General features: G+C 39.0%; 18 protein-coding genes. 10 read left to right on the forward strand and 8 right to left on the reverse strand.

Features of this window, described 5'->3' with window-relative positions; genetic code table 11:
- Window positions 1–24: 24 nt before the first annotated feature.
- Window positions 25–279: a hypothetical protein gene (locus LEP1GSC195_RS18185; protein WP_015683017.1), complete on the forward strand. Its 255-nt coding sequence runs from the start codon at window positions 25–27 to the stop codon at window positions 277–279.
- A 31-nt stretch (window positions 280–310) separates the two neighbouring features.
- Window positions 311–682, forward strand: a complete 372-nt coding sequence (locus LEP1GSC195_RS18190) for a PAS domain-containing protein (protein WP_015682828.1) — start codon at window positions 311–313, stop codon at window positions 680–682.
- A 7-nt stretch (window positions 683–689) separates the two neighbouring features.
- On the opposite strand, the gene LEP1GSC195_RS18195 is transcribed toward LEP1GSC195_RS18190, so the two are convergent.
- The 3 genes from LEP1GSC195_RS18195 to LEP1GSC195_RS18205 all read right to left on the reverse strand — a co-directional run bounded on the left by LEP1GSC195_RS18195 (window position 690) and on the right by LEP1GSC195_RS18205 (window position 4,848).
- Complete coding sequence (locus LEP1GSC195_RS18195) at window positions 690–2,099, reverse strand: non-ribosomal peptide synthetase (protein ID WP_015682914.1); 1,410 nt, start codon at window positions 2,097–2,099, stop codon at window positions 690–692.
- A 61-nt stretch (window positions 2,100–2,160) separates the two neighbouring features.
- Complete coding sequence (locus LEP1GSC195_RS18200; protein WP_015683054.1) at window positions 2,161–3,942, reverse strand: LruC domain-containing protein; 1,782 nt, start codon at window positions 3,940–3,942, stop codon at window positions 2,161–2,163.
- 180 nt (window positions 3,943–4,122) lie between these two features.
- Window positions 4,123–4,848, reverse strand: a complete 726-nt coding sequence (locus LEP1GSC195_RS18205; RefSeq protein ID WP_015682922.1) for a ubiquinone/menaquinone biosynthesis methyltransferase — start codon at window positions 4,846–4,848, stop codon at window positions 4,123–4,125.
- A gap of 124 nt (window positions 4,849–4,972) precedes the next feature.
- On the opposite strand from LEP1GSC195_RS18205, the gene LEP1GSC195_RS18210 reads away from it, so the two are divergent.
- A complete protein-coding gene (locus tag LEP1GSC195_RS18210) occupies window positions 4,973–5,338 on the forward strand; it encodes a MotA/TolQ/ExbB proton channel family protein (RefSeq protein WP_232227857.1) in 366 nt (121 codons plus the stop codon).
- A complete protein-coding gene (locus LEP1GSC195_RS18215) occupies window positions 5,325–5,720 on the forward strand; it encodes an ExbD/TolR family protein (protein ID WP_015682997.1) in 396 nt (131 codons plus the stop codon). Before LEP1GSC195_RS18210 ends, LEP1GSC195_RS18215 begins: the two co-directional genes overlap by 14 nt.
- On the opposite strand, the gene LEP1GSC195_RS18220 is transcribed toward LEP1GSC195_RS18215, so the two are convergent.
- Both LEP1GSC195_RS18220 and LEP1GSC195_RS18225 read right to left on the reverse strand, forming a co-directional pair.
- Window positions 5,704–7,704 carry a PAS domain-containing sensor histidine kinase gene (locus LEP1GSC195_RS18220; RefSeq protein WP_015683058.1) on the reverse strand — a complete coding sequence of 667 codons (2,001 nt, stop codon included), beginning with the start codon at window positions 7,702–7,704 and terminating at the stop codon, window positions 5,704–5,706. The two genes, LEP1GSC195_RS18215 and LEP1GSC195_RS18220, sit on opposite strands and share 17 nt — an antisense overlap.
- The gene (locus tag LEP1GSC195_RS18225; protein WP_015682813.1) at window positions 7,701–8,834 is read right to left on the reverse strand and encodes a PP2C family protein-serine/threonine phosphatase; all 1,134 of its coding nucleotides are present in this window, start codon (window positions 8,832–8,834) and stop codon (window positions 7,701–7,703) included. The genes LEP1GSC195_RS18220 and LEP1GSC195_RS18225 overlap by 4 nt, the downstream gene beginning before the upstream one ends.
- A 76-nt stretch (window positions 8,835–8,910) precedes the next feature.
- Here LEP1GSC195_RS18225 and dinB point away from each other — a divergent pair, with 76 nt between their 5' ends.
- The 4 genes from dinB to LEP1GSC195_RS18245 all read left to right on the forward strand — a co-directional run bounded on the left by dinB (window position 8,911) and on the right by LEP1GSC195_RS18245 (window position 12,165).
- Window positions 8,911–9,987: a DNA polymerase IV gene (gene dinB, locus LEP1GSC195_RS18230; protein WP_015682861.1), complete on the forward strand. Its 1,077-nt coding sequence runs from the start codon at window positions 8,911–8,913 to the stop codon at window positions 9,985–9,987.
- 3 nt (window positions 9,988–9,990) lie between these two features.
- Window positions 9,991–10,692 (forward strand): alpha/beta hydrolase, encoded by a 702-nt coding sequence (locus tag LEP1GSC195_RS18235; RefSeq protein ID WP_015682944.1) that lies wholly within the window; start codon window positions 9,991–9,993, stop codon window positions 10,690–10,692.
- Window positions 10,693–10,745: 53 nt separating this feature from the next.
- Window positions 10,746–11,504 (forward strand): DUF547 domain-containing protein, encoded by a 759-nt coding sequence (locus LEP1GSC195_RS18240; RefSeq protein ID WP_015682976.1) that lies wholly within the window; start codon window positions 10,746–10,748, stop codon window positions 11,502–11,504.
- A gap of 64 nt (window positions 11,505–11,568) precedes the next feature.
- The gene (locus LEP1GSC195_RS18245) at window positions 11,569–12,165 is read left to right on the forward strand and encodes a YdeI/OmpD-associated family protein (RefSeq protein WP_015682929.1); all 597 of its coding nucleotides are present in this window, start codon (window positions 11,569–11,571) and stop codon (window positions 12,163–12,165) included.
- A gap of 42 nt (window positions 12,166–12,207) precedes the next feature.
- On the opposite strand, the gene LEP1GSC195_RS18250 is transcribed toward LEP1GSC195_RS18245, so the two are convergent.
- The 3 genes from LEP1GSC195_RS18250 to LEP1GSC195_RS18260 form a co-directional block, all read right to left on the reverse strand.
- Window positions 12,208–12,624 (reverse strand): OsmC family protein, encoded by a 417-nt coding sequence (locus LEP1GSC195_RS18250; RefSeq protein ID WP_015683041.1) that lies wholly within the window; start codon window positions 12,622–12,624, stop codon window positions 12,208–12,210.
- A 50-nt stretch (window positions 12,625–12,674) separates the two neighbouring features.
- Window positions 12,675–13,310 (reverse strand): peroxiredoxin, encoded by a 636-nt coding sequence (locus tag LEP1GSC195_RS18255; protein ID WP_002975579.1) that lies wholly within the window; start codon window positions 13,308–13,310, stop codon window positions 12,675–12,677.
- A gap of 120 nt (window positions 13,311–13,430) precedes the next feature.
- Entirely contained in the window at window positions 13,431–16,202 is a 2,772-nt protein-coding gene (locus LEP1GSC195_RS18260) for an adenylate/guanylate cyclase domain-containing protein (RefSeq protein WP_015682987.1), read from the reverse strand.
- A gap of 173 nt (window positions 16,203–16,375) precedes the next feature.
- On the opposite strand from LEP1GSC195_RS18260, the gene sthA reads away from it, so the two are divergent.
- On the forward strand, window positions 16,376–17,779 hold the full coding sequence (gene sthA / locus LEP1GSC195_RS18265) for a Si-specific NAD(P)(+) transhydrogenase (RefSeq protein WP_015683044.1): 1,404 nt from the start codon (window positions 16,376–16,378) through the stop codon (window positions 17,777–17,779).
- A 125-nt stretch (window positions 17,780–17,904) separates the two neighbouring features.
- Window positions 17,905–18,402, forward strand: coding sequence for an RNA polymerase sigma factor (locus LEP1GSC195_RS18270; protein ID WP_084597436.1), 498 nt, complete (start codon window positions 17,905–17,907; stop codon window positions 18,400–18,402).
- The last annotated feature ends 1 nt before the right edge of the window (window position 18,403 follow it).

Genomic DNA, 18,403 nt, shown 5'->3' on the forward strand with positions numbered 1-18,403 from the left:
TTTCTCCATCTAAACTATTAGACTATGGAATATACAAAGAAGGAACTAGAAGAATACTCTCCACTGGCGGAACTTCTGCAAAACCAAGTGCGTGGTGTAAAAGATGTAACTGGTCTCGTTGAAGTGACAAAGAATTTAATCGTACAAATAGAAACTTTGTATGCAGAAAAGGAACTATTGTTTGAAAAAACAAATACAAAATCTATAGAAGAAGTAATCTTTCTCATTCAAGGAATGGAAGAACAACTGAACTCCCTATATTCAGAACCTGAGACGTAAAAAAATAACACAATTCGATTTGGGAGAAATCATGGAAAAAGTAATAGACGCAAAATTTTCTAACAAACTGGGAACGTTAACACAAGCAGAGGCGGATGCAGCTGCCTTCGGAATCGTTAAGGTGGATGGAAATGGAAAAATCCTATTGTATAACAAATATGAATCGGAACTTTCAAATTTACCTAACGACACAGTGATTGGTAAAAATTTCTTCACTGAGGTTGCCATTTGTGCAAACAACAGAATTTTTTATGGAAAATTTAAAGAGGGCATGGTCTCTAAAAACTTAGACACGGCTTTTAATTATGTATTCACCTATAGAATGAAACCTACCAATGTTCTGATCCATTTGTATTATGATAAAACATCTGATTCCAATTGGATATTTGTTAAATTGAGATAGTGAAGTGTCATTTGAGTAAATAAAGTTTTTCTCGAATGTATTCTTCTATCCCAGAAAGGCTCGCGAAGTAACTGGTTTGTTTGTCTTCTTCTGGGATTTTATGTTCTATTTTCTTTTCTAATTTCAAAATCAAATCCATATATTGAATGGATTCCATCCCATAATCATAAATTAAATGTTTATTTGGTTCTGGTTTTACTCCAAGTATAGATTCTAAAATTGCTAGAACACTGGAATGAGAATCGTTTGGTTTAGGTGTATTTAAACCTGACTTTTGGTTTTGAATCCTTTCGTACTCGTCATTACAAAGTTTGGTGATGGTGGGGTAGTCTGGTTTGCCATTCGGAAGTTTTGGTAAGGAAACGTTGGTTAAAATCACCCTTGGGACATGGCTATCTGGCAATTCCCTTCTCAAAATTTGTAAAATTTCCGAAGCAGGTAAAGTTCCCGTAGAAAAAAGACCGATGGTTTGTCCAAATCCATCGAAGATGGGAACACATACAAATTCTCCTTCCAGTGAGAGTCCTAGGATTTCTGATTCAATCCGATCCAAGGAAACTCTTTTCCCATTGTGTTTTATGATCCGATCTTTTCTTCCAAAAAGAAACCACCCAAGCTCAGACCAATTTCCTAAATCTCCTGTCGGATAATAAGAATTAGGTGGCAATGTATCTTTGGTCCAAGTTTTGTTTTCCAATAAGAAGGACTGATGGGAAAGAAATGGGCTCTGGATTTGGAGTTCTGTTTCTTCTAATCCTTCTTCGGATCGAAACTTTGTTTCTAATCCTGGAATAATTTGGAACCTGTTTTGCCTGAGTGGGTCTCTGTATCCAATCCCACCTGTTTCTGTAGACCCATAGATTTCGAGAACAGAAATCCCTCCTCGGTCTCGCAAAACACGCGATAGAGGAACGGGGAATTTCATCCCTGAGACTACGGCAAATTCGGGGAGCGATTTACTTTGTGTTAGCGCCGATTGCAACTTAGGAGCCGAGGTGATCCAGAGTTTCCCACTGTCTGAAGATGAGTTGCACTCGAAAGAGACACCCAACCGTTTGGGTAATAAAAAACCCCAGAGCAATCCATAGAGATGACAGAGGGGGACTTGTACATTGACTTTTTCAGACTTCGTATAAAGCGATCGAATTTCAGGATTATTGACCCAATAAGAAATTTCCTGTTCTATCTCGCTCCATTCTTTACATACTATTTTGGGAAGGCCGGTGGATCCAGAAGTGACAAGACAAAATGACTTGGGTGAAGTCAGCAAGGGGAGAGGGAAGTTGGTTAAATGTTCTTCGAGTTTGGTTCCTTTCCAAAGTGGATCGACAAGGATCGGATTTTGAGATTCTAAATCGGATTCAAAATACCCTGAAAGAAAATACTCGTTGTTTGCGAATCGGAGAATAGAGGCCATAAAACAAAAAATCCTCCCCCCAAAGAATGAAGGAAGGATTTCTTGTAAGGTAGGTGTATATTTAAGCTGCTTGTTGTTTTCCCAAACGTTTTTTCATTAGGAACCCGAGGGCTGCTCCCACAACAATCAAACTTGCCGAAACTTCAAAAGCGTTTTTGCGAACAGCTTTGAGAAGGTAGGCAGAAAAACCATTGTCAGCATAAAAATCACTTACGCGAACTACATACGAAGGACGGTTTGGTGCTGGAATTTGATCTACATGCAAATACCAGTCCTTATGAGCCACACCATTCGAGTGCATCCAAGAATTAAAGAAGATATAACCAGAAGTAGAAGGTTTACGAATGTCATCACCTTCTGTTGGGTGGTTAAATACTCCTGGAACAATGATTGCCCAAGGGAATCCATTTTTATCAATAAAGGAATCTTTTCCCTTACTGTCTTTAAAGTAACCAGGACGATAGATTTGTCTGAACACTCCATCTGTCTTTTGGTTGATGGCAAGGAAGTAGTTCAAATGTCCACCCACTAGGTTTTTTGTTTCATTCAAATCCACTGGCTCTTCAAATGTAATCGTAACTTGTGCCGTTACACCGCGAACAAAGTCATTGATTGTAAAAGTAGATCCTGCTTTCGGAGCATTTTTACTGCCAAAAAGTGTCTTGTCAGAACTTGGAAGAATTAAAACTCCTCGTTTGAGTTGCGCTGTATTTAAAGTTCCGCCTGTGCAATCTCCTACAACATTTGCAGTGTACTTCGAGGCAGCAGCACAACCATTCCATGGATTTCCACTTCCGTCTACATAACTCACTTGCACTGTAGCATTTGTGGGAACATCCAAAGAAAGTCTGAGTTCATGATTGTATCCTGCACCTTTTGCAACATGTGTATACGTTCCACGAATCACCTTCACCTTATTTGTTGGAGTTTTGTCCATTTCTGTGCTGAATATTGTCGAGTGGTCATTTAAGTCCGCATCTCCTGCTGATGGATACATATCTTCAAAAGCAATCGTATATCGACCAGAACGTGCTGTGGTTGCAAGGCTTGGGTCCTCTGGAAATTCATCATGAGCATTCGCAATCCCATCACAATCAGAATCAACCGCTTGGACACAACCATTCACTGGTTGGAAATTGGTTGTGTCTACATTAACAACGGGAGCCACAACGACAGTTCCTTCCGATCCAGAACCAGTAGATGGTTGTTGAACAGGAGCCGATCCTGTAATCTCTACCACTTCACCTGTAGTCGGATTCACACCGATGATACTTACTTCGACTGTAGTAACAGTTGGCGGAACACTGATAGGGATGGTAACGGATCCATTAGAATCGGTAGTTCCTGTACCCACTACGTTCGGCTCTCCTGTAGTTGTAGTTTCTGTAACGGTTACTGGTGCGTTAGCTACTGGCCCCGATTCGTTTCCTACAACAACAGTTACGGGAACAGTAATGTTTGTTTCAAAATTAAAGCTACCACCATTGGTTTGGTCTACCACTACGACTGTGGTTTCGTTATTGACCGTTGTCGGTGCTGGTGTGGGAGCTGAAGTTACTGGTGCTGCGGGTGCTGAAACTTCAGTTCCTTGTGTGGTTGCTGTTTGGTCTCCACCTGTGGAACCGCCAGTAGTTTCAGTGGGAGTTGTCACTTGGGTTGGATCTGTGGTTTCTAATCCAACGACTGTAAAAGTACCGTCACCGGTATTTGCCGCTTCTGCTTTGGTCTCTGTTGAGGACCCATCACCTAATCCCAAAAAAGGGAGAAGTAATAAACCCTTCTTTTTATTGGAACAGTCCAAAATTAAAAGGGGAATTGATAAAAGAACTAACCATCGTTTCATATTGAGATTTCCTACCTGTATAGGGAATTAAACGACAAAATAGTAAAAAAATCAACGGAGAATTGGAAGAAATTAGGGAAATCCATTGGACATTTGGGTAGAAGTACGAACAGGGGTGTAAAAAAATGAACGAATCCCCAAACAAATCAGACATAAATCTGATTTGCTCTCCATATAACTTTAGTTTGTTGCTACGTGAGCCACCGCATTCCCAAAAACAAAATTCTGAAACCGAACCTCTCGGTATCCCAATTCTTTTAAGATATTTGCCAAGGTTTCTTGGTCAGGATAAACCTTAGAGGAATGGGGGAGATAATCAAACATCTCATTTTCCTTTCCATAGAGTAAATACCCGAATATTGGAACAATTTTGAAAAAATAAAAGTCTGCAAAGAACTTAAGAAATTTTGGTCGCACACGTCCCACATCCAAATTGACAAAAACTCCATCTTTCTTTAACACTCGTTTGATTTCTAGTAGGCACTTCTTTAGGTCAGAAACATTACGAAGGCCAAATCCCATAGTCACAATATCAAAACTACCATCAGAAAATTGGCTGAGGTCCATGGCATCCCCGATGAGGAGTTGGACTCTTGGGTCTTTTGGGATTTTGTGGATGGCAAAGGACAACATCTTTTCGGAAAAATCAAGGCCTACAATTCGTTCCAATTGCGGTTCTTTCCAGAGCCGAAAGGTTATGTCTCCAGTTCCGCAACATAAGTCTAGGGCAGATTTGGCTTCTGGGACAGATTTTTTGGCCTCTCTGACCACCCAATCTTTCCAGATCCGATGTAGGAAAAAACTATTCCAATCATTGAATCTGTCGTAGGCCTTGGCGATTCCATCAAAATTGGTTCTTACATATTCGGGTTTCTTTTCTTGGGATGGCAGTTGGTATTGGTTCATAGAGGTCGATACATCCATGAATTGGACATTTTCAATTCCCGCAATTTTGATTTTTATTCTTCTTTTTTGTTTTTCACTCACTTCCTTTTATTTTTTCTTTCGAATGATCTTGGGCTTAAGGAAATTGGAAGATCGAAATTTCCGTTCTTCGGTATTTCCCAAAGAACCAACGGAAGCAGAGGTGGAATTGTTTTTTTCCCCATTGGAAAGAACCATTCGTTGGTTACCAACCATCGCTTCCCTTTCGATGCTTCTCGGACTTTTAGGTACTGTTATTGGAATTAACTCTGCTTTTGGTGCCATGGAAGCCCAAGGGAAGGTAAGTTTAGATGTACTCGCTGGTGGAATCAAAGACGCATTGAATACTACAATTGTTGGTCTTCTGGTAGCAATTCCGTCGTTGTATTTCCACCGATTTGCTGAAAACAAAATTCGATACATTTCGGAACTTATGGTAAAGGATTTTTCGAAGGTCCATGAAACTCCGTAAATCAAATTCGGATTCATCGATTGATATCAGTAGTCTCATCGATGTATTATTTATTTTATTAATCTTTTTAATGTTAGCTGTTCGATTTACGGAAACAACATCAACTTTACAACTCGATCTTCCCAAAACACAAACGGAGTCGATTGGGGAAGAGTCTCCCAAGTTTAAAATCCAAATCAACCACTTAGGTTTAGTTTTTTTCGATGGGAAAGAAACATCCAAAGATTCACTAACACTCATCATTCCCAAAAATGAGGATGGAAAATCTCCCATTGTTTTGGAGGTAGATAAGAGAGCTGTATTTGAATCTTTTGTTTTTGTAACGGACTTATTAAAGTCAAAAGGATATCAAAAAGTTGACATCATCACTCGAAAGGATTAGAGGATTGGACCAAATCGATTAAAAATTTATATTTTTTGTTTTTCACTTTTTGTTCCAATATAGTTTTTCCTCTATCATTGGTTTGAATTGCATCAAGAACTCCCATGAGTTGCCCAAAGTTTTGAATCCGAATCAATTGTAAAATCTCTCGTTTTAGTCCTGGCGCTGATGTGTTTAAAAAAGTTTGTACAAATTCCTCTTCAGATTCTTCTAGTTTTGTTGTTTCTCCAAGTTCTTTTGTATGTATGGGACCAATTTTTGATTTTTGAACCAATTCTCCAGGAATGACTTCTAATCTAGTTAAAGGAATTTCAAACCAGAATTCAGATCCTTCTCCAATGATACTTTTTACATAAATGGAACCACCTAGGAACTCAACTAACTGGTGACAGATGGAAAGCCCAAGCCCAGTTCCTTCTTTGTAGGAACTTCCTTGTTCTGTTTGTTGGAATGCTTCAAAGATTGAATGTAATTGATCATTCGGAATTCCAATTCCAGTATCTCTTACAATGAATTTTACTGTATCGAAAGAATGTTCCGGGGTACGTTGGATTTGAATTTCTAAACTTACGGAACCTTGGTTTGTAAACTTTAAGGCATTCCCAAGTAAATTCACAAGTATTTGGCGGATTTTTTGTAAATCTGCTTCGTAATAACAGGCTTCAATTGCACTTGGATTTAAAAGTTCGAAACTAATTGATTTTTCAGAAAACCGATAGGAAAACATGGAGAATAAAGCATCCCAAAGTTGAACGAGCGAAAATCGTTCGCGTGATTCCGTCATTTTTCCTGCTTCAATTTTCGATAGATCCAAAATATCATTGATCATTCCGAGTAAATGGACTCCGTTTTCATAGAGAGAATTTACATAACCTTTTAAGTGGTTCGGAAGATTTGGATCCTTTTCTAAAATTTGAGAAAACCCAATCACCGCATGAAGGGGTGTTCTCAATTCATGTGTGATTTTAGAAAAGAAAACAGATTTGGAGCGATTGGCTTTGATGGCAGCTTCTACGGCTTTTTGTAATCGTTTGTTTTGTAATTGGATCTTTTGAGAATAATCATTTAGTTTATCTTCCGCTAGTTTGCGGTCGGTAATATCAAAGACTGTTGATTTGCTAATTACAAAATTTCCATTTTTGTCGAAGGTAGCTGTTGAATTTAGGCTTACAAAGAAAGTAGACTTGTCTTTTCTTAAAAATTCTAACTCAACACCAGTTAGGTTTTCATTTGGGAAAGAGTCTGTTATCAATCTATATTTTTCTTGGCTACTTTCTGTAAGTAGGTCACTAAATTTAAAGTTGCCAACGATCTCTTCTCTGGCATAACCCAACCAATCCAATTCAGTATCGTTGATCGAAACAATTATGTTATCTTTGTCAAGAGAGTGGTATCCGCACGGAGCATTGTTGTAGAGGTCCAAAATCCTCTCATAAGATTTCATTAAATTCTCTTCGGCAATCTTTCTGTTTGTTATATCGTTTCCGATCGATAAAACTTCATAAGGATATCCAAATTCATTTTTTAAAATTCGGTTAGACCAAGTAACGGTCCGTTTGTCATTTTCTCCAATGAATACATCGTATTCTTGCCTAATATTTTGTTCTGGTCTATGGAAAATATTCCATAGTTGAGATTTCACTTCGTTGGATTTTTCAAAGGGAATTTGAAACAAATCTAATACTACGTCTTTCCCTTCGGCTACTTCTCTAGAGATTTGAAAGAATTCTTCAGCATAAGGATTGATGGAATGGATTTTGAAATCAGGGCTCCAGCGAATGATAATAGAGTTTGCTGTATCATAGATATCTTGGTACTGTTTTTCTTTTTCGCGAATGATGCGTTCGATTTCTTCAGAATTACTTAAATTTTTTCGAAAGAGAATTAACCTTAGTTTTTTCTCCCTTCTATAAGAGTTGTGGTAGTAATAGGCTATAAACAACAATCCAAAAGCAAAGAGAATTGTTAGGAATTCATTAATCATTTGATTTCCAATAATAACATAGTCATGTCGTCAGCTACTTTTCCACCAGAGTAATCCAACACTTCTTCCTGAACCGAATCTAGGAATTCTCTTCCCGATAGATGAATCCGACTTTCGATAATTTCGGAAAATTTTTGATCCCCTAAATACTCTTCGTTATCATTGGGAACTTCAAACATTCCATCGGAGAATAGGAACAAACGATCTCCCGAACTCAAAAACAAGTCTTCATTTTCAGCATTGAGTTGGTCAGGGAACATCATAAGACAAAAACCTTTGGTCCCGAGTTTCGTGATCTTTTGGTCTCGAATGAGAAACATACTGTGGTGGCCAGCCATTGAGTATGAGAGTAGGTTTTCTTCTGCTTTATAACGAATATAAATTGCACTAATGAAATGAGTGCTAATCAGTGGTGTAAGAGTACTGTGGATCCAATATAAACTTTCGCTAGGTGACAAAAAAGATTTATCCATGGTTTTGAAAGTAATGATAGCCATAAGAGAGATCATTGCAGCTGCAATTCCATGACCGGTCACATCCCCAAATAATATATCCAAATCACCAGAAGGTAACAGATCGTAGGTGATAAGATCTCCTCCCACCAAGTCCATAGGTTTGTAGGAAGTGTAAATTTGATAGAGGGGAGAAGGTGGGAATTGGAAAGTTACAAGATTTTCTTGGTTTGCTTTTGCTAGTTCCAAATCTTTTTGGATGGCTTGCAAAAGATCGATTCTCTCTTTTTCTAAGGTTTTGATTTTGATATGAGTTCTGATTCTAGCTAAAATTTCTGTTTCTTGGAAAGGTTTTGTTATATAATCAACGGCTCCTGTTTCCAATCCTTTGACAATGTCACTGGTCTCATTCAGAGCCGATAAAAAGAGAATAGGAGTGTTTTTGGAGCGATCTGTAGTAAGCAATCGTTTGGCGACATCCAGTCCGCTGATTCCTGGCAACAAAATGTCGAGTAGGATTAAGTCAAAATCGAGTGCTTCTGCAAGTTCTAAAGCATATTCGCCGTCGTATGCCACCGCCACTTCATACCCTTGGTTAAGCAAAATATGAGTGATAATTTCAATATTGGTTTCATTATCATCGACAACCAAAATCTTTGCCGCTTGTTTTGTGTGCACAATTCATGAAGGATTCGGTGCAAAAAAACATTTGGCAAGAGATTTTTAATCTAGTTTGATTCTATAAGATAGAGAAATGAAAAAGATCATCCATATCGACATGGACGCATTTTATGCATCAGTGGAACAAAGAGACTTCCCTGAAATGAGAGGGAAACCTGTAGTGGTTGGTGGATCTCCGCATTCGAGAGGAGTGGTCTGTGCCGCTAGTTATGAGGCAAGAAAATTTGGGGTGCGGTCTGCCATTCCTTGTTTTCAGGCTTATAAACTTTGTCCCGATGCTATCTTTACACCACCCAGGTTTGAAGTGTATAAAACTGTTTCTAAAGAGATTCGATCCATCTTTTTGGAATATACCGATTTAGTAGAACCTTTGTCCTTAGATGAAGCTTACTTAGATGTCACATCCAATAAATTAAATATCCCATTAGCCAGTACAATCGCAAGAGAGATCAGGAAAAAAATCTTTGAACGCACTGGGCTCACTTGTTCTGCAGGAGTTGCGCAAAATAAATTTTTAGCAAAAATGGCTTCTGAAAAAAATAAACCTAACGGATTATATGTGGTTCTCCCTGGGGAAGAAGAAAAATTCTTAAATGACATTCCCTTGTACAGTTTCCACGGAATCGGAAAAAAAACTTATGAAAAACTCTCTCAATTGGGATATACAAAAGGATCGGAACTGCGGAAAGCAGAGGAATCATTTTTAGTTCAAGAATTTGGAAAGATGGGTGCGGTTTTTTATCGAATGGTAAGGGGAATTGATGATAGGGATGTGATCCCTTTCCGAGATCCCAAATCCATTGGTGTGGAAACTACTTTTAGTCATGATTCGGAAGACTTTTCTTATTTGATTCTCACCTTGGAGGCCTTATCTATTGAATTAGAATTAAGGATGAGTCGAAAAAATAAACAGGGAAAAACTCTCACTTTGAAAACCAAATTCGAAGATTTTACTGTGAAACAAAAATCTATTTCTTCCGATTCTGTTTTCTACTTGGCAGACAACCTTTTCCAACAATCCTCGAATTTGTTGGCAACTGTCTGGAAGGAAAACATCGATCCAGTTAAAAAAATTCGACTTTTAGGAATTTCTGTTACCAACTTTATTTCAGATACAATCAATCAGGATCAACCTTCACTCTTCGGTTAAACTATGTTAGATAACGACAACGATTTAGAATCTCTCGGACCTTTACAAGCCTTGCGAGTCCAAGGTGACCCGGATGCACCTACTGTAGTATTATTTCACGGTTATGGTGCTAGTGCCTTCGATCTATATCCCATCCATGAGGTCTTAGTCACAGATCAAAAATTCAACTGGGTATTTCCACATGGTCACTTGAGTATCCCGCTTATGCCAGGTTATTCAGGTCGAGCCTGGTTCCCGATTGATATGGCAGCTTTGGAAGAAGCCATTCGAAAAAATGATTTCAGAAATTTTGCAGACAGGGACCCTGAAGGAATGGATGTTGCTCGTCAAGCCGCATATTTAATGTTAGATGCGATTGGCGTTCCTTGGAACCAATTGATTCTCGGTGGATTTTCGCAAGGTGCGATGCTTGCCACAGATCTAACACTCCGAAAAGAGGAGATCTCCAAGGGACTTATGATCCTTTCGGGGGCACTTGTAAATGAATCACTTTGGAAAGAGTTAGCGCCTAAAAAATCAAATCTACGGTTTTTCCAATCTCATGGTGAATTTGATCCTATTCTTGGTTATGCGAACGCAAAAAAATTAGAAAAGTTACTTCGGAACTCCGGACTTCTTGGCGAATTCATTGGCTTTAACGGCGGACATGAAATTCCGGCACCTGTCATCCAAGGGATCAGCCGTTATTTGAATAGTTTGTCTTAAAAATTCTCGCTGGCAAACCAGTTTGGATCAGTCTAAGTCAGTGGATGGTTGTTATGAAACAGTTTTTCGTTAGCTTTCTTTGTTTTGGTTTATGGCAAGGAATCTCTGCCCAAGGGTTCGATCATAAACATTTGGTTTGGGACGCACTTTTGAAAAAATATGTAAAGAATGGCCTTGTTTCCTATAAAGGAATTCAATCGGAAGAAGGAACCCTCCGTCAGTATTTGGACAATCTTTCCAAAGTCTCCGAGGCCCAATACCAAGGATTCACAGAAAAAGAAAAACAAAGTTTTCTCATCAATGCCTACAATGCCTTTACTATCAAATTGATTTTGGATTACTACCCTGTGGAAAGTATCACTGAAATTGGATCTCCATTTTCCAAAATCAACTTGGCTCGTGGGATTCCTTGGAAAAAAGAATTTTTTTCCCTACTTGGAAAATTAAGGCATTTGGATTGGATTGAACATGAAAAGTTACGAAAGGACTTTAATGAACCAAGAATCCATTTTGCGATTGTTTGTGCTTCCATCGGTTGCCCTCATATAGTTTCGGAAGCCTACACACCGACTGCTTTAGAAAAACAACTCCAATCAGCAAAACTTGGTTTTTTAAAAAATCCAAAAAAGAATTCTTATGATAAAACAACGAACACTTTGTACTTAAGTAAAATTTTTAATTGGTTCCAAATAGATTTCACCAAAAAAACAACTCTCATCCAATATGTACAAGAAGGATTTGAAGAACCTATCAAACCAGATGCGAAAATTGTTTATAACGAATACAGTTGGGATTTAAACGAATTAAAATAAAATATAAGATAAAGAGCCATATTTCGTTGCCTAAGTAATTGTTGAATTCAATGGAAAATTTCAGATGAATGGAAATTCTATGGATAAAAATCATGAAATGATTATCAAATCTTTTTCTTCCTCAACGAAATGGAAGGAATGGCTTATGTTACATTTTGCAACAGTTCCTAATGGTATTTGGCTTCGAATTTATAAGAAAGACTCCGGAAAAAAAACAATAACCTATGATGAGGCCCTAGAGGAAGCTCTTTGCTTCGGCTGGATCGATAGCCAGAAAAAAACGTACGATGAAATCTCGTGGATTCAGAAATTTACTCCACGCAGACCTCAAAGTAATTGGTCAAAGCGAAATAGAGAACGAGCAGATCTGCTTATCAAAGAAAAACGAATGCAGCCGAAAGGATTATTAGAAATAGAGGCTGCAAAAAAAGATGGTAGATGGGACAAAGCCTATGATTCTCCCAGCCAAATGGAAATTCCCCCTGATTTTCTAGCAAAATTAGCAAAAGATCAGAAAGCTCACGAATTCTTTAAAACATTAAATAAAGCCAACTTATATGCAATTGCTTGGCGATTACAAACAGCAAAGACTCAAAAAACAAGAGACAAACGAATGGACGCTCTTCTCGAAATGATGAAGAATCGACAAAAATTGCACTAAATTGTTTTCTAAGAAATCCCTTTCATGGAAAGTAAGTTGGTCTTACGAAACTAATTCCAATTCGTAAGTGATTTTTGCTGTTTTTTCGAGAGTCTTTGCGACAGAACAGTATTTTTCTAAACTGAGATCAATCGCACGTTTTACTTGTTCCTCTTTGAAGTCACCCTGTACTTTGAATTTCATATGAATGTTTTTAAAGAGATTGGCTTCTTCGACTTTTTCTCTATCGGCATCCACTTCTACTGAATAATCTTTCACTTCAATTCTATGTTTGGCAAGGATCATCAAAACGTCGATACTACTACAACCGGCAAGCCCCATAATCAAAAGTTCCATAGGTCTTGGACCAGAATTTTTTCCACCGATTTCCGGTGAGGCATCGATCCGAATGGAATTTCCGGATTCGTTCCGAGCTTCCAAAACGTAAGGGGATTCAATTCGATTCAGTTTTATATTCATAATTAAAAAACGAAAGAGCGAAGCGGGCCAAAGACCCGCTTGCTTAAATACTACTTATTTGGTTGTGGAGTGTAACGTAAATAAGGTTTGATGGTGCGAAATCCTTTTGGGAATTTTTTCTTTGCATCTTCATCAGAAACGGATGGAACGATGATTGTATCTTCTCCGTCTTTCCAGTTCGCTGGAGTTGCTACGCTAAACTGAGAAGTGAGTTGTAAAGAGTCGATCACACGTAATAGTTCATCAAAGTTTCTTCCCGTGGAAGCAGGGTAAGTAAGAGTTAACTTCACTTTTTTATCTGGCCCTACAACAAATACCGAACGAACAGTAGTCGTTTCACTAGCATTCGGGTGGATCATATCATAAAGATTGGATACTTTACGATCGGCATCAGCAATGATAGGGTAGTTAACTTTGGTTCCTTGTGTTTCGTTGATATCAGAGATCCAACCTTTGTGGCTGTCAACAGGGTCAACAGAAAGTGCGATCACTTTCACATTGCGTTTTTCGAACTCTGGTTTAATTTTTGCAACATATCCAAGTTCGGTCGTACAAACTGGAGTATAGTCTTTGGGGTGAGAAAACAAAATCCCCCAACCTTGTCCTAAATATTCATGAAAGTCAATTTTGCCTTCAGAGGTTTCCGCTTGGAAATTGGGTGCTTCATCGCCTAAACGTAGTGCCATGAGTTGTCTCCTGTAAGATGATCAGTTGGTCCCAATTTAGAATGGTTCTCTAAAAATGCAAGAGTTTGTTACACTTTATTGGAGGAAATTTCCATTTTATTGAAATAATTCGTAGATTTCTTACTTTTTTGTCCTGGTAAAAGCCCCGTCCCAATCTGGTTCTGGAGGGGATTCGAGGTAGTACTGGCATCGTTCCCAAAGGAGTTTGCAGGCCTCGTCGCCATTTGTAGTAAGGAGGGTGTAGAACTTTTTCCCCGCTTCCTCGAACTTACGGTTTAAATAAGAGAAAAGGGCGCTTTCGTAAGCTTCGACAAATTTATGGTCTGCTTCTGTTTCATCTCCTTTTTTAGCACGAACTTCAAAGAGTGTCACTGGTTTGGTTTTGCCTTTCACGCGAACAATATCTAATTTCCGAGTGAAAAAATGCGCTTTGACTTCATCATGAACAAATTCAGAAACTAAAATACAAACACCATAGTCTTTTCCTGCTGCCTCAAGCCTCGCTGCAAGATTCACTGTATCTCCCATCATCGTATAGGACGCAAGGGCATCAGTTCCCATAAATCCAACCTTCGCATAACCCATGTTTAGTCCAATTCGGAACTTCATTGTATGGGCTTCTGGAATGTATTTATTGTTTTTTATCCATTCTTCTTTTAGAACTTCTAGTTTGTCTCGCATTTCGACACTGGCAGATACTGCTTTCAGGCAATGGTTTTCTACATCGAGTGGTGCATTAAAAATTCCGACGATGGCATCCCCAATGTACTTGTCCAAAACCCCATCATGATGTTTTAAAATGATAGTCATTGCCGATAGATATTCGTTCAGTAAATTGGCGAGTTCCTTTGAATTTAGTTTTTCAGATATGGCACTAAAACCTGCTATATCTGAAAAGAAAGCAGTGATGATTTTTTCACTTCCTTGTTTTAGTTTTTCTAAATCTTTGAGGGCTTCCCCTACCACAACAGGATCCACCATACTTCCAAGTACACCACGCATCTTTTCCCGTTCTTCTAAGCCGGACACCATCTGGTTCAATGCCACGGTTAGATTTCCAAATTCGTCATTTCCCCCATCATCAAAATGGACATGAAGATTTCCTTGGCCTACATCTTCTGCACTGCGAATGATTTTTCGGATTTTTTGAACCACCACACCAGAGATAAAAATAGCAAATAGAATCGCCACCAAACAAATGGTAATGGCTGTGAATACAATTTGGTTTCTGTTGTCTTTGATGGCTCGAATCCCGTCAGTTCTATCCACTAGGGTTCGAATGAGGCCTGAAAAATTATCACGTAATACCAAGTTTGGAACATTTTCCGATTCCAAAAGATGGGTTCCGTCTAACTTCCACATGATTTCTTCTGATTCACTTCGGGAGTGGCCAAAACTTCCATCAGGGAAAAGTTTTTTTAACTCTTTTGTTGGTGTTTCCTGCTCGGCATTGACAATCCATTTTCGAATGGCTTTCCATCGATTCCTTTGTGTTTCCCTGGATTCTGGGTCTTGGTAATACCTTTCGTATTCGGTGGGATCAGTTTTGAATTTCATTAAAATCCAATCTTCCAAGGCCACATCACGTAAACTTCTTAAGGATTCAATTTTTTCCCAATTTTCCTCTGGAATGGGGTAGTTTGTGGTTACCGCATCAAAGATTTGATCTCTGGATTCAATGAGTTCATTGTAGGATTTATAAAAACTGGTAAAAAGTTTGTCCTTGGCGGGAGGAATCGGTGGTTTGGAATTTTTTAAGAACTGGATACGTTCTCTCAGTTTTGGAATGAGTTCCGAAAGTTCGTTAGTGATCCGATAGTCCTCTTTAATGACTTCTCTGTAGTCACCTAAACTAGACTTAACACTACTTAGATGAAAGGCTCTTTTTGTAGAGTTTTGGTGACGGAATAGGGGGGAATGGAGAGCTTGGATTTCTCTGTCTTCCCATTCATAAACATACTGTTTTTCATTTTCATCTAGTGAAGATATATCATCTGCTAGGCGTTGGAAAGATTCCACCAAACTTTCTTCCATTTGATCGAACTGATCGATCTTTGCCAATGGAGAGGTATTGTCGATGATTTGTGTATCAAAAGAAGCTAGTGAAGTTTCTCCTGGAATCATTGCAGATAAAGGGAAGGTTTGGATCCTAAAGAGTTGGGTGTCGAGACCTAGTTCTTCTAGTTTGCGTTTTTTGGAATCAGCATAGAACTTTGCGATGAAAAGGTCTAGTTGGGATTTATGATTTCGTATTTCTTTTTTTAGATTTTTAAGATTGGTTTCCCAATTGAGTTTAGCATCCGGATCTTCTGGAGGTGTTTGTTTTTGGGCTTCTATATATTTTTCTTCATTGCGAACATAAGAAGATGCAAGGTGAACTAGTGTGTTCCATTCTCTTTCGCTGATATTCCGATTGGCCGCTTCCCGAAGTTGGTGACGGATCTCCCTTTCCAAAACATCCACATCATCTTTTGTTAAGTACACTGAAAAAAATGTATCTACCTTCTTGACTACCTTAGATGTCCCAAGGGATCCAAAAAGATTCGTTTGGAAACCGAAGACAGAAACTGTCTTTTTTTTAGTCACTACTTTGGCAGTTCGGTATTTTTTTAATTCTTCTCTTTGCCGTTCTATTCTTGATTTGAATTCTTCAATTCGAATTAAGTTTTGCGATATATTCTCAATCTCCATTACCAGACTAGCGATAAAATTCTTGGAGACGGCGGCTTGTTTTTCATAACTTTCCGAGAGGATGGCTGTTTGTTGGCGGACGGTAATGATGGAAAGTAAAAGAATAGTTAAGGCGATTAGGGTGCCTGTAAACCAAGCGAGTTTGGCTCTAATTCCTTCGGAAAGGATTTTCCAGACGGAGGTGAGCCCGGATTGGATCATTTTAAAGAATTCCATAGGGATAGATGAAACATGAGACTCTCAGTTTCCAAGGCAAGATATTTTGTAATTAGTATGTTACTTTGTTAGGCGAAAAAAGGAAAGAACCCAGTGGAAGTTTGTTCTTTCAATTTTGCTTGCTATTTTTCACTCCGTCGGTATTGTTTTTTTAGCAAATGTCCATCAATCGATTTGATTTACTCGCCATCGGGGGCGGTCCTGCCGCACAAAAAGCTGCTATCCAAGCAAGCAAAATGGGAAAAAAAGCAGCCATTATAGAAAAAGACCCTTACTTGGGTGGTGGTTGTGTCCACTATGGAACGATCCCTTCGAAATCCTTACAAGAAACGAGCCGGTTCTATCGGAACTTAAAGTTGTCCAAACTGCATGGGATGCAGTCTCCCCAAACTGCAATGCTCACATTACAGGAACTCATGTTCCGTGCTTCTACTGTTATTGAAAAAGAAGAGGATGTCACACGAGAACAAATGATTCAAAACCGTGTCACCACACTCACAGGTTGGGGGCAGGTAGTGGATGCCAACCATGTAGAGGTCACGGACTCTGCGGGAAGAAAAAAAGTCTACGAAACAGAAAACATATTAATTGCAACAGGGAGCAGCCCTCGTAGACCCGCAAACGAAAACATACCTTTTGAAGATGGTTTAGTATACGATAGTGATGGGCTTTTCGCTATGAAAAAGATGCCTACTTCCTTAGCAGTAGTTGGTGCTGGGATCATTGGATCGGAATACGCAACTATCTTTGCTCATATTGGAGTACAAGTTCATCTATTCGATTCACAAAACAGGATTCTTGGTTTTTTAGATGAAGATATTTCGAATGAAATGACTCGTATTATGCAGCAATCGGGGATTTCGATCCATGTAGATTCTTCTATTACAAAGTATCATAAACTTCCAAACGAGGAGGGATTCGAACTTACAACTAACAAGGGTGAAGTGGTCCGTGTTAATCAGGTATTGATCTCTCGTGGGCGCTTGGGAAATGTAGACAATTTAGGTTTGGAATCTGTGGGAATCATGCCTAACGATAGAAAACAAATCCTAGTGAACGAAAACTACCAAACCAATGTTCCTAATATTTATGCTTGTGGGGATGTCATTGGATTCCCTAGTTTGGCTTCTGTATCCATGTACCAGGGGGCCTATGTCGCAAAACACATGTTTGGTCATCCATCTATTCCCGTTGATGCCGAAGAGTTTCCTATCGGAATTTATACCTTACCAGAAATTGCAACCATTGGACCAACGGAAGAAGCATTAAAAGCCCGCGGTGTATCTTATGGCGTGGGGATGGCTCGTTTTGACACCATTACCCGAGCTCAAATTAGTGGAGACCAAGTAGGACTTTTAAAAATCCTTTTTGATAAACAATCAAGACGAGTTCTTGGGGTTCATATCATTTCCGACAAAGCAACGGAGCTTATTGCCCTAGGACAATGTGTGGTGAATCTCAAAGCTCCCATTGAGTACTTTACCGAGCACATTTTCAATTATCCGACTATGATCGGGGCCTATAAAAATGCTGCTAATGACGCCCTTTTGAGAGAAAAATAATTCGAGTTTCCCTGAGAATCTGACCTGCCCCGGTTGTTTACTTTTACAGAGAGGAACGGGATTTTACTTGTCAGAGACTCGGTTTTACCAACACATACAAGATTGTGTCAGACAAAGCTGTCTCTATGAGTCAAATTTATGAAAGAAGCCATAAGCGTATTTATGACTTCCTTTACAAGTACACTCAAAACGCGGACACGGCAATGGATTTGATGCAAGACAGTTTCTTAAGTTTCCATAAGCACTACGGCGAAGCCGGTCTCTCAGAAGAGAAGTCTGTGATGGTTTTGTACACGATTGCTCGCAATTTATCTATCAATTATGCTAAAAAATTTTCTACAACACGAGAGATTGTCTCCGATGAAATCGAATTTCACAGCCACAATCCAAAACTCGAAATCAAGGCAGAATACCAAGATTTAGAAGATAGGCTCTATTCCTTTTTAGGAGAGTTGTCGGAAGAAGAACGTTCGGCTTTGTTACTCAAAAATGTGGAAGGATTTCAGTTGGTCCAGATCGCTGAGGTTTTGGGAGTTTCGGTTTCTACCGCGTCTCGTCTGGTCATTCGGGCCACAGAGAAGGTGTTGGCTATAGCCAAGAGGGAAAATCTGGTACCGGATTAGT

It is taken from the genome of Leptospira wolbachii serovar Codice str. CDC (assembly GCF_000332515.2).
Taxonomy (GTDB): domain Bacteria; phylum Spirochaetota; class Leptospiria; order Leptospirales; family Leptospiraceae; genus Leptospira_A; species Leptospira_A wolbachii.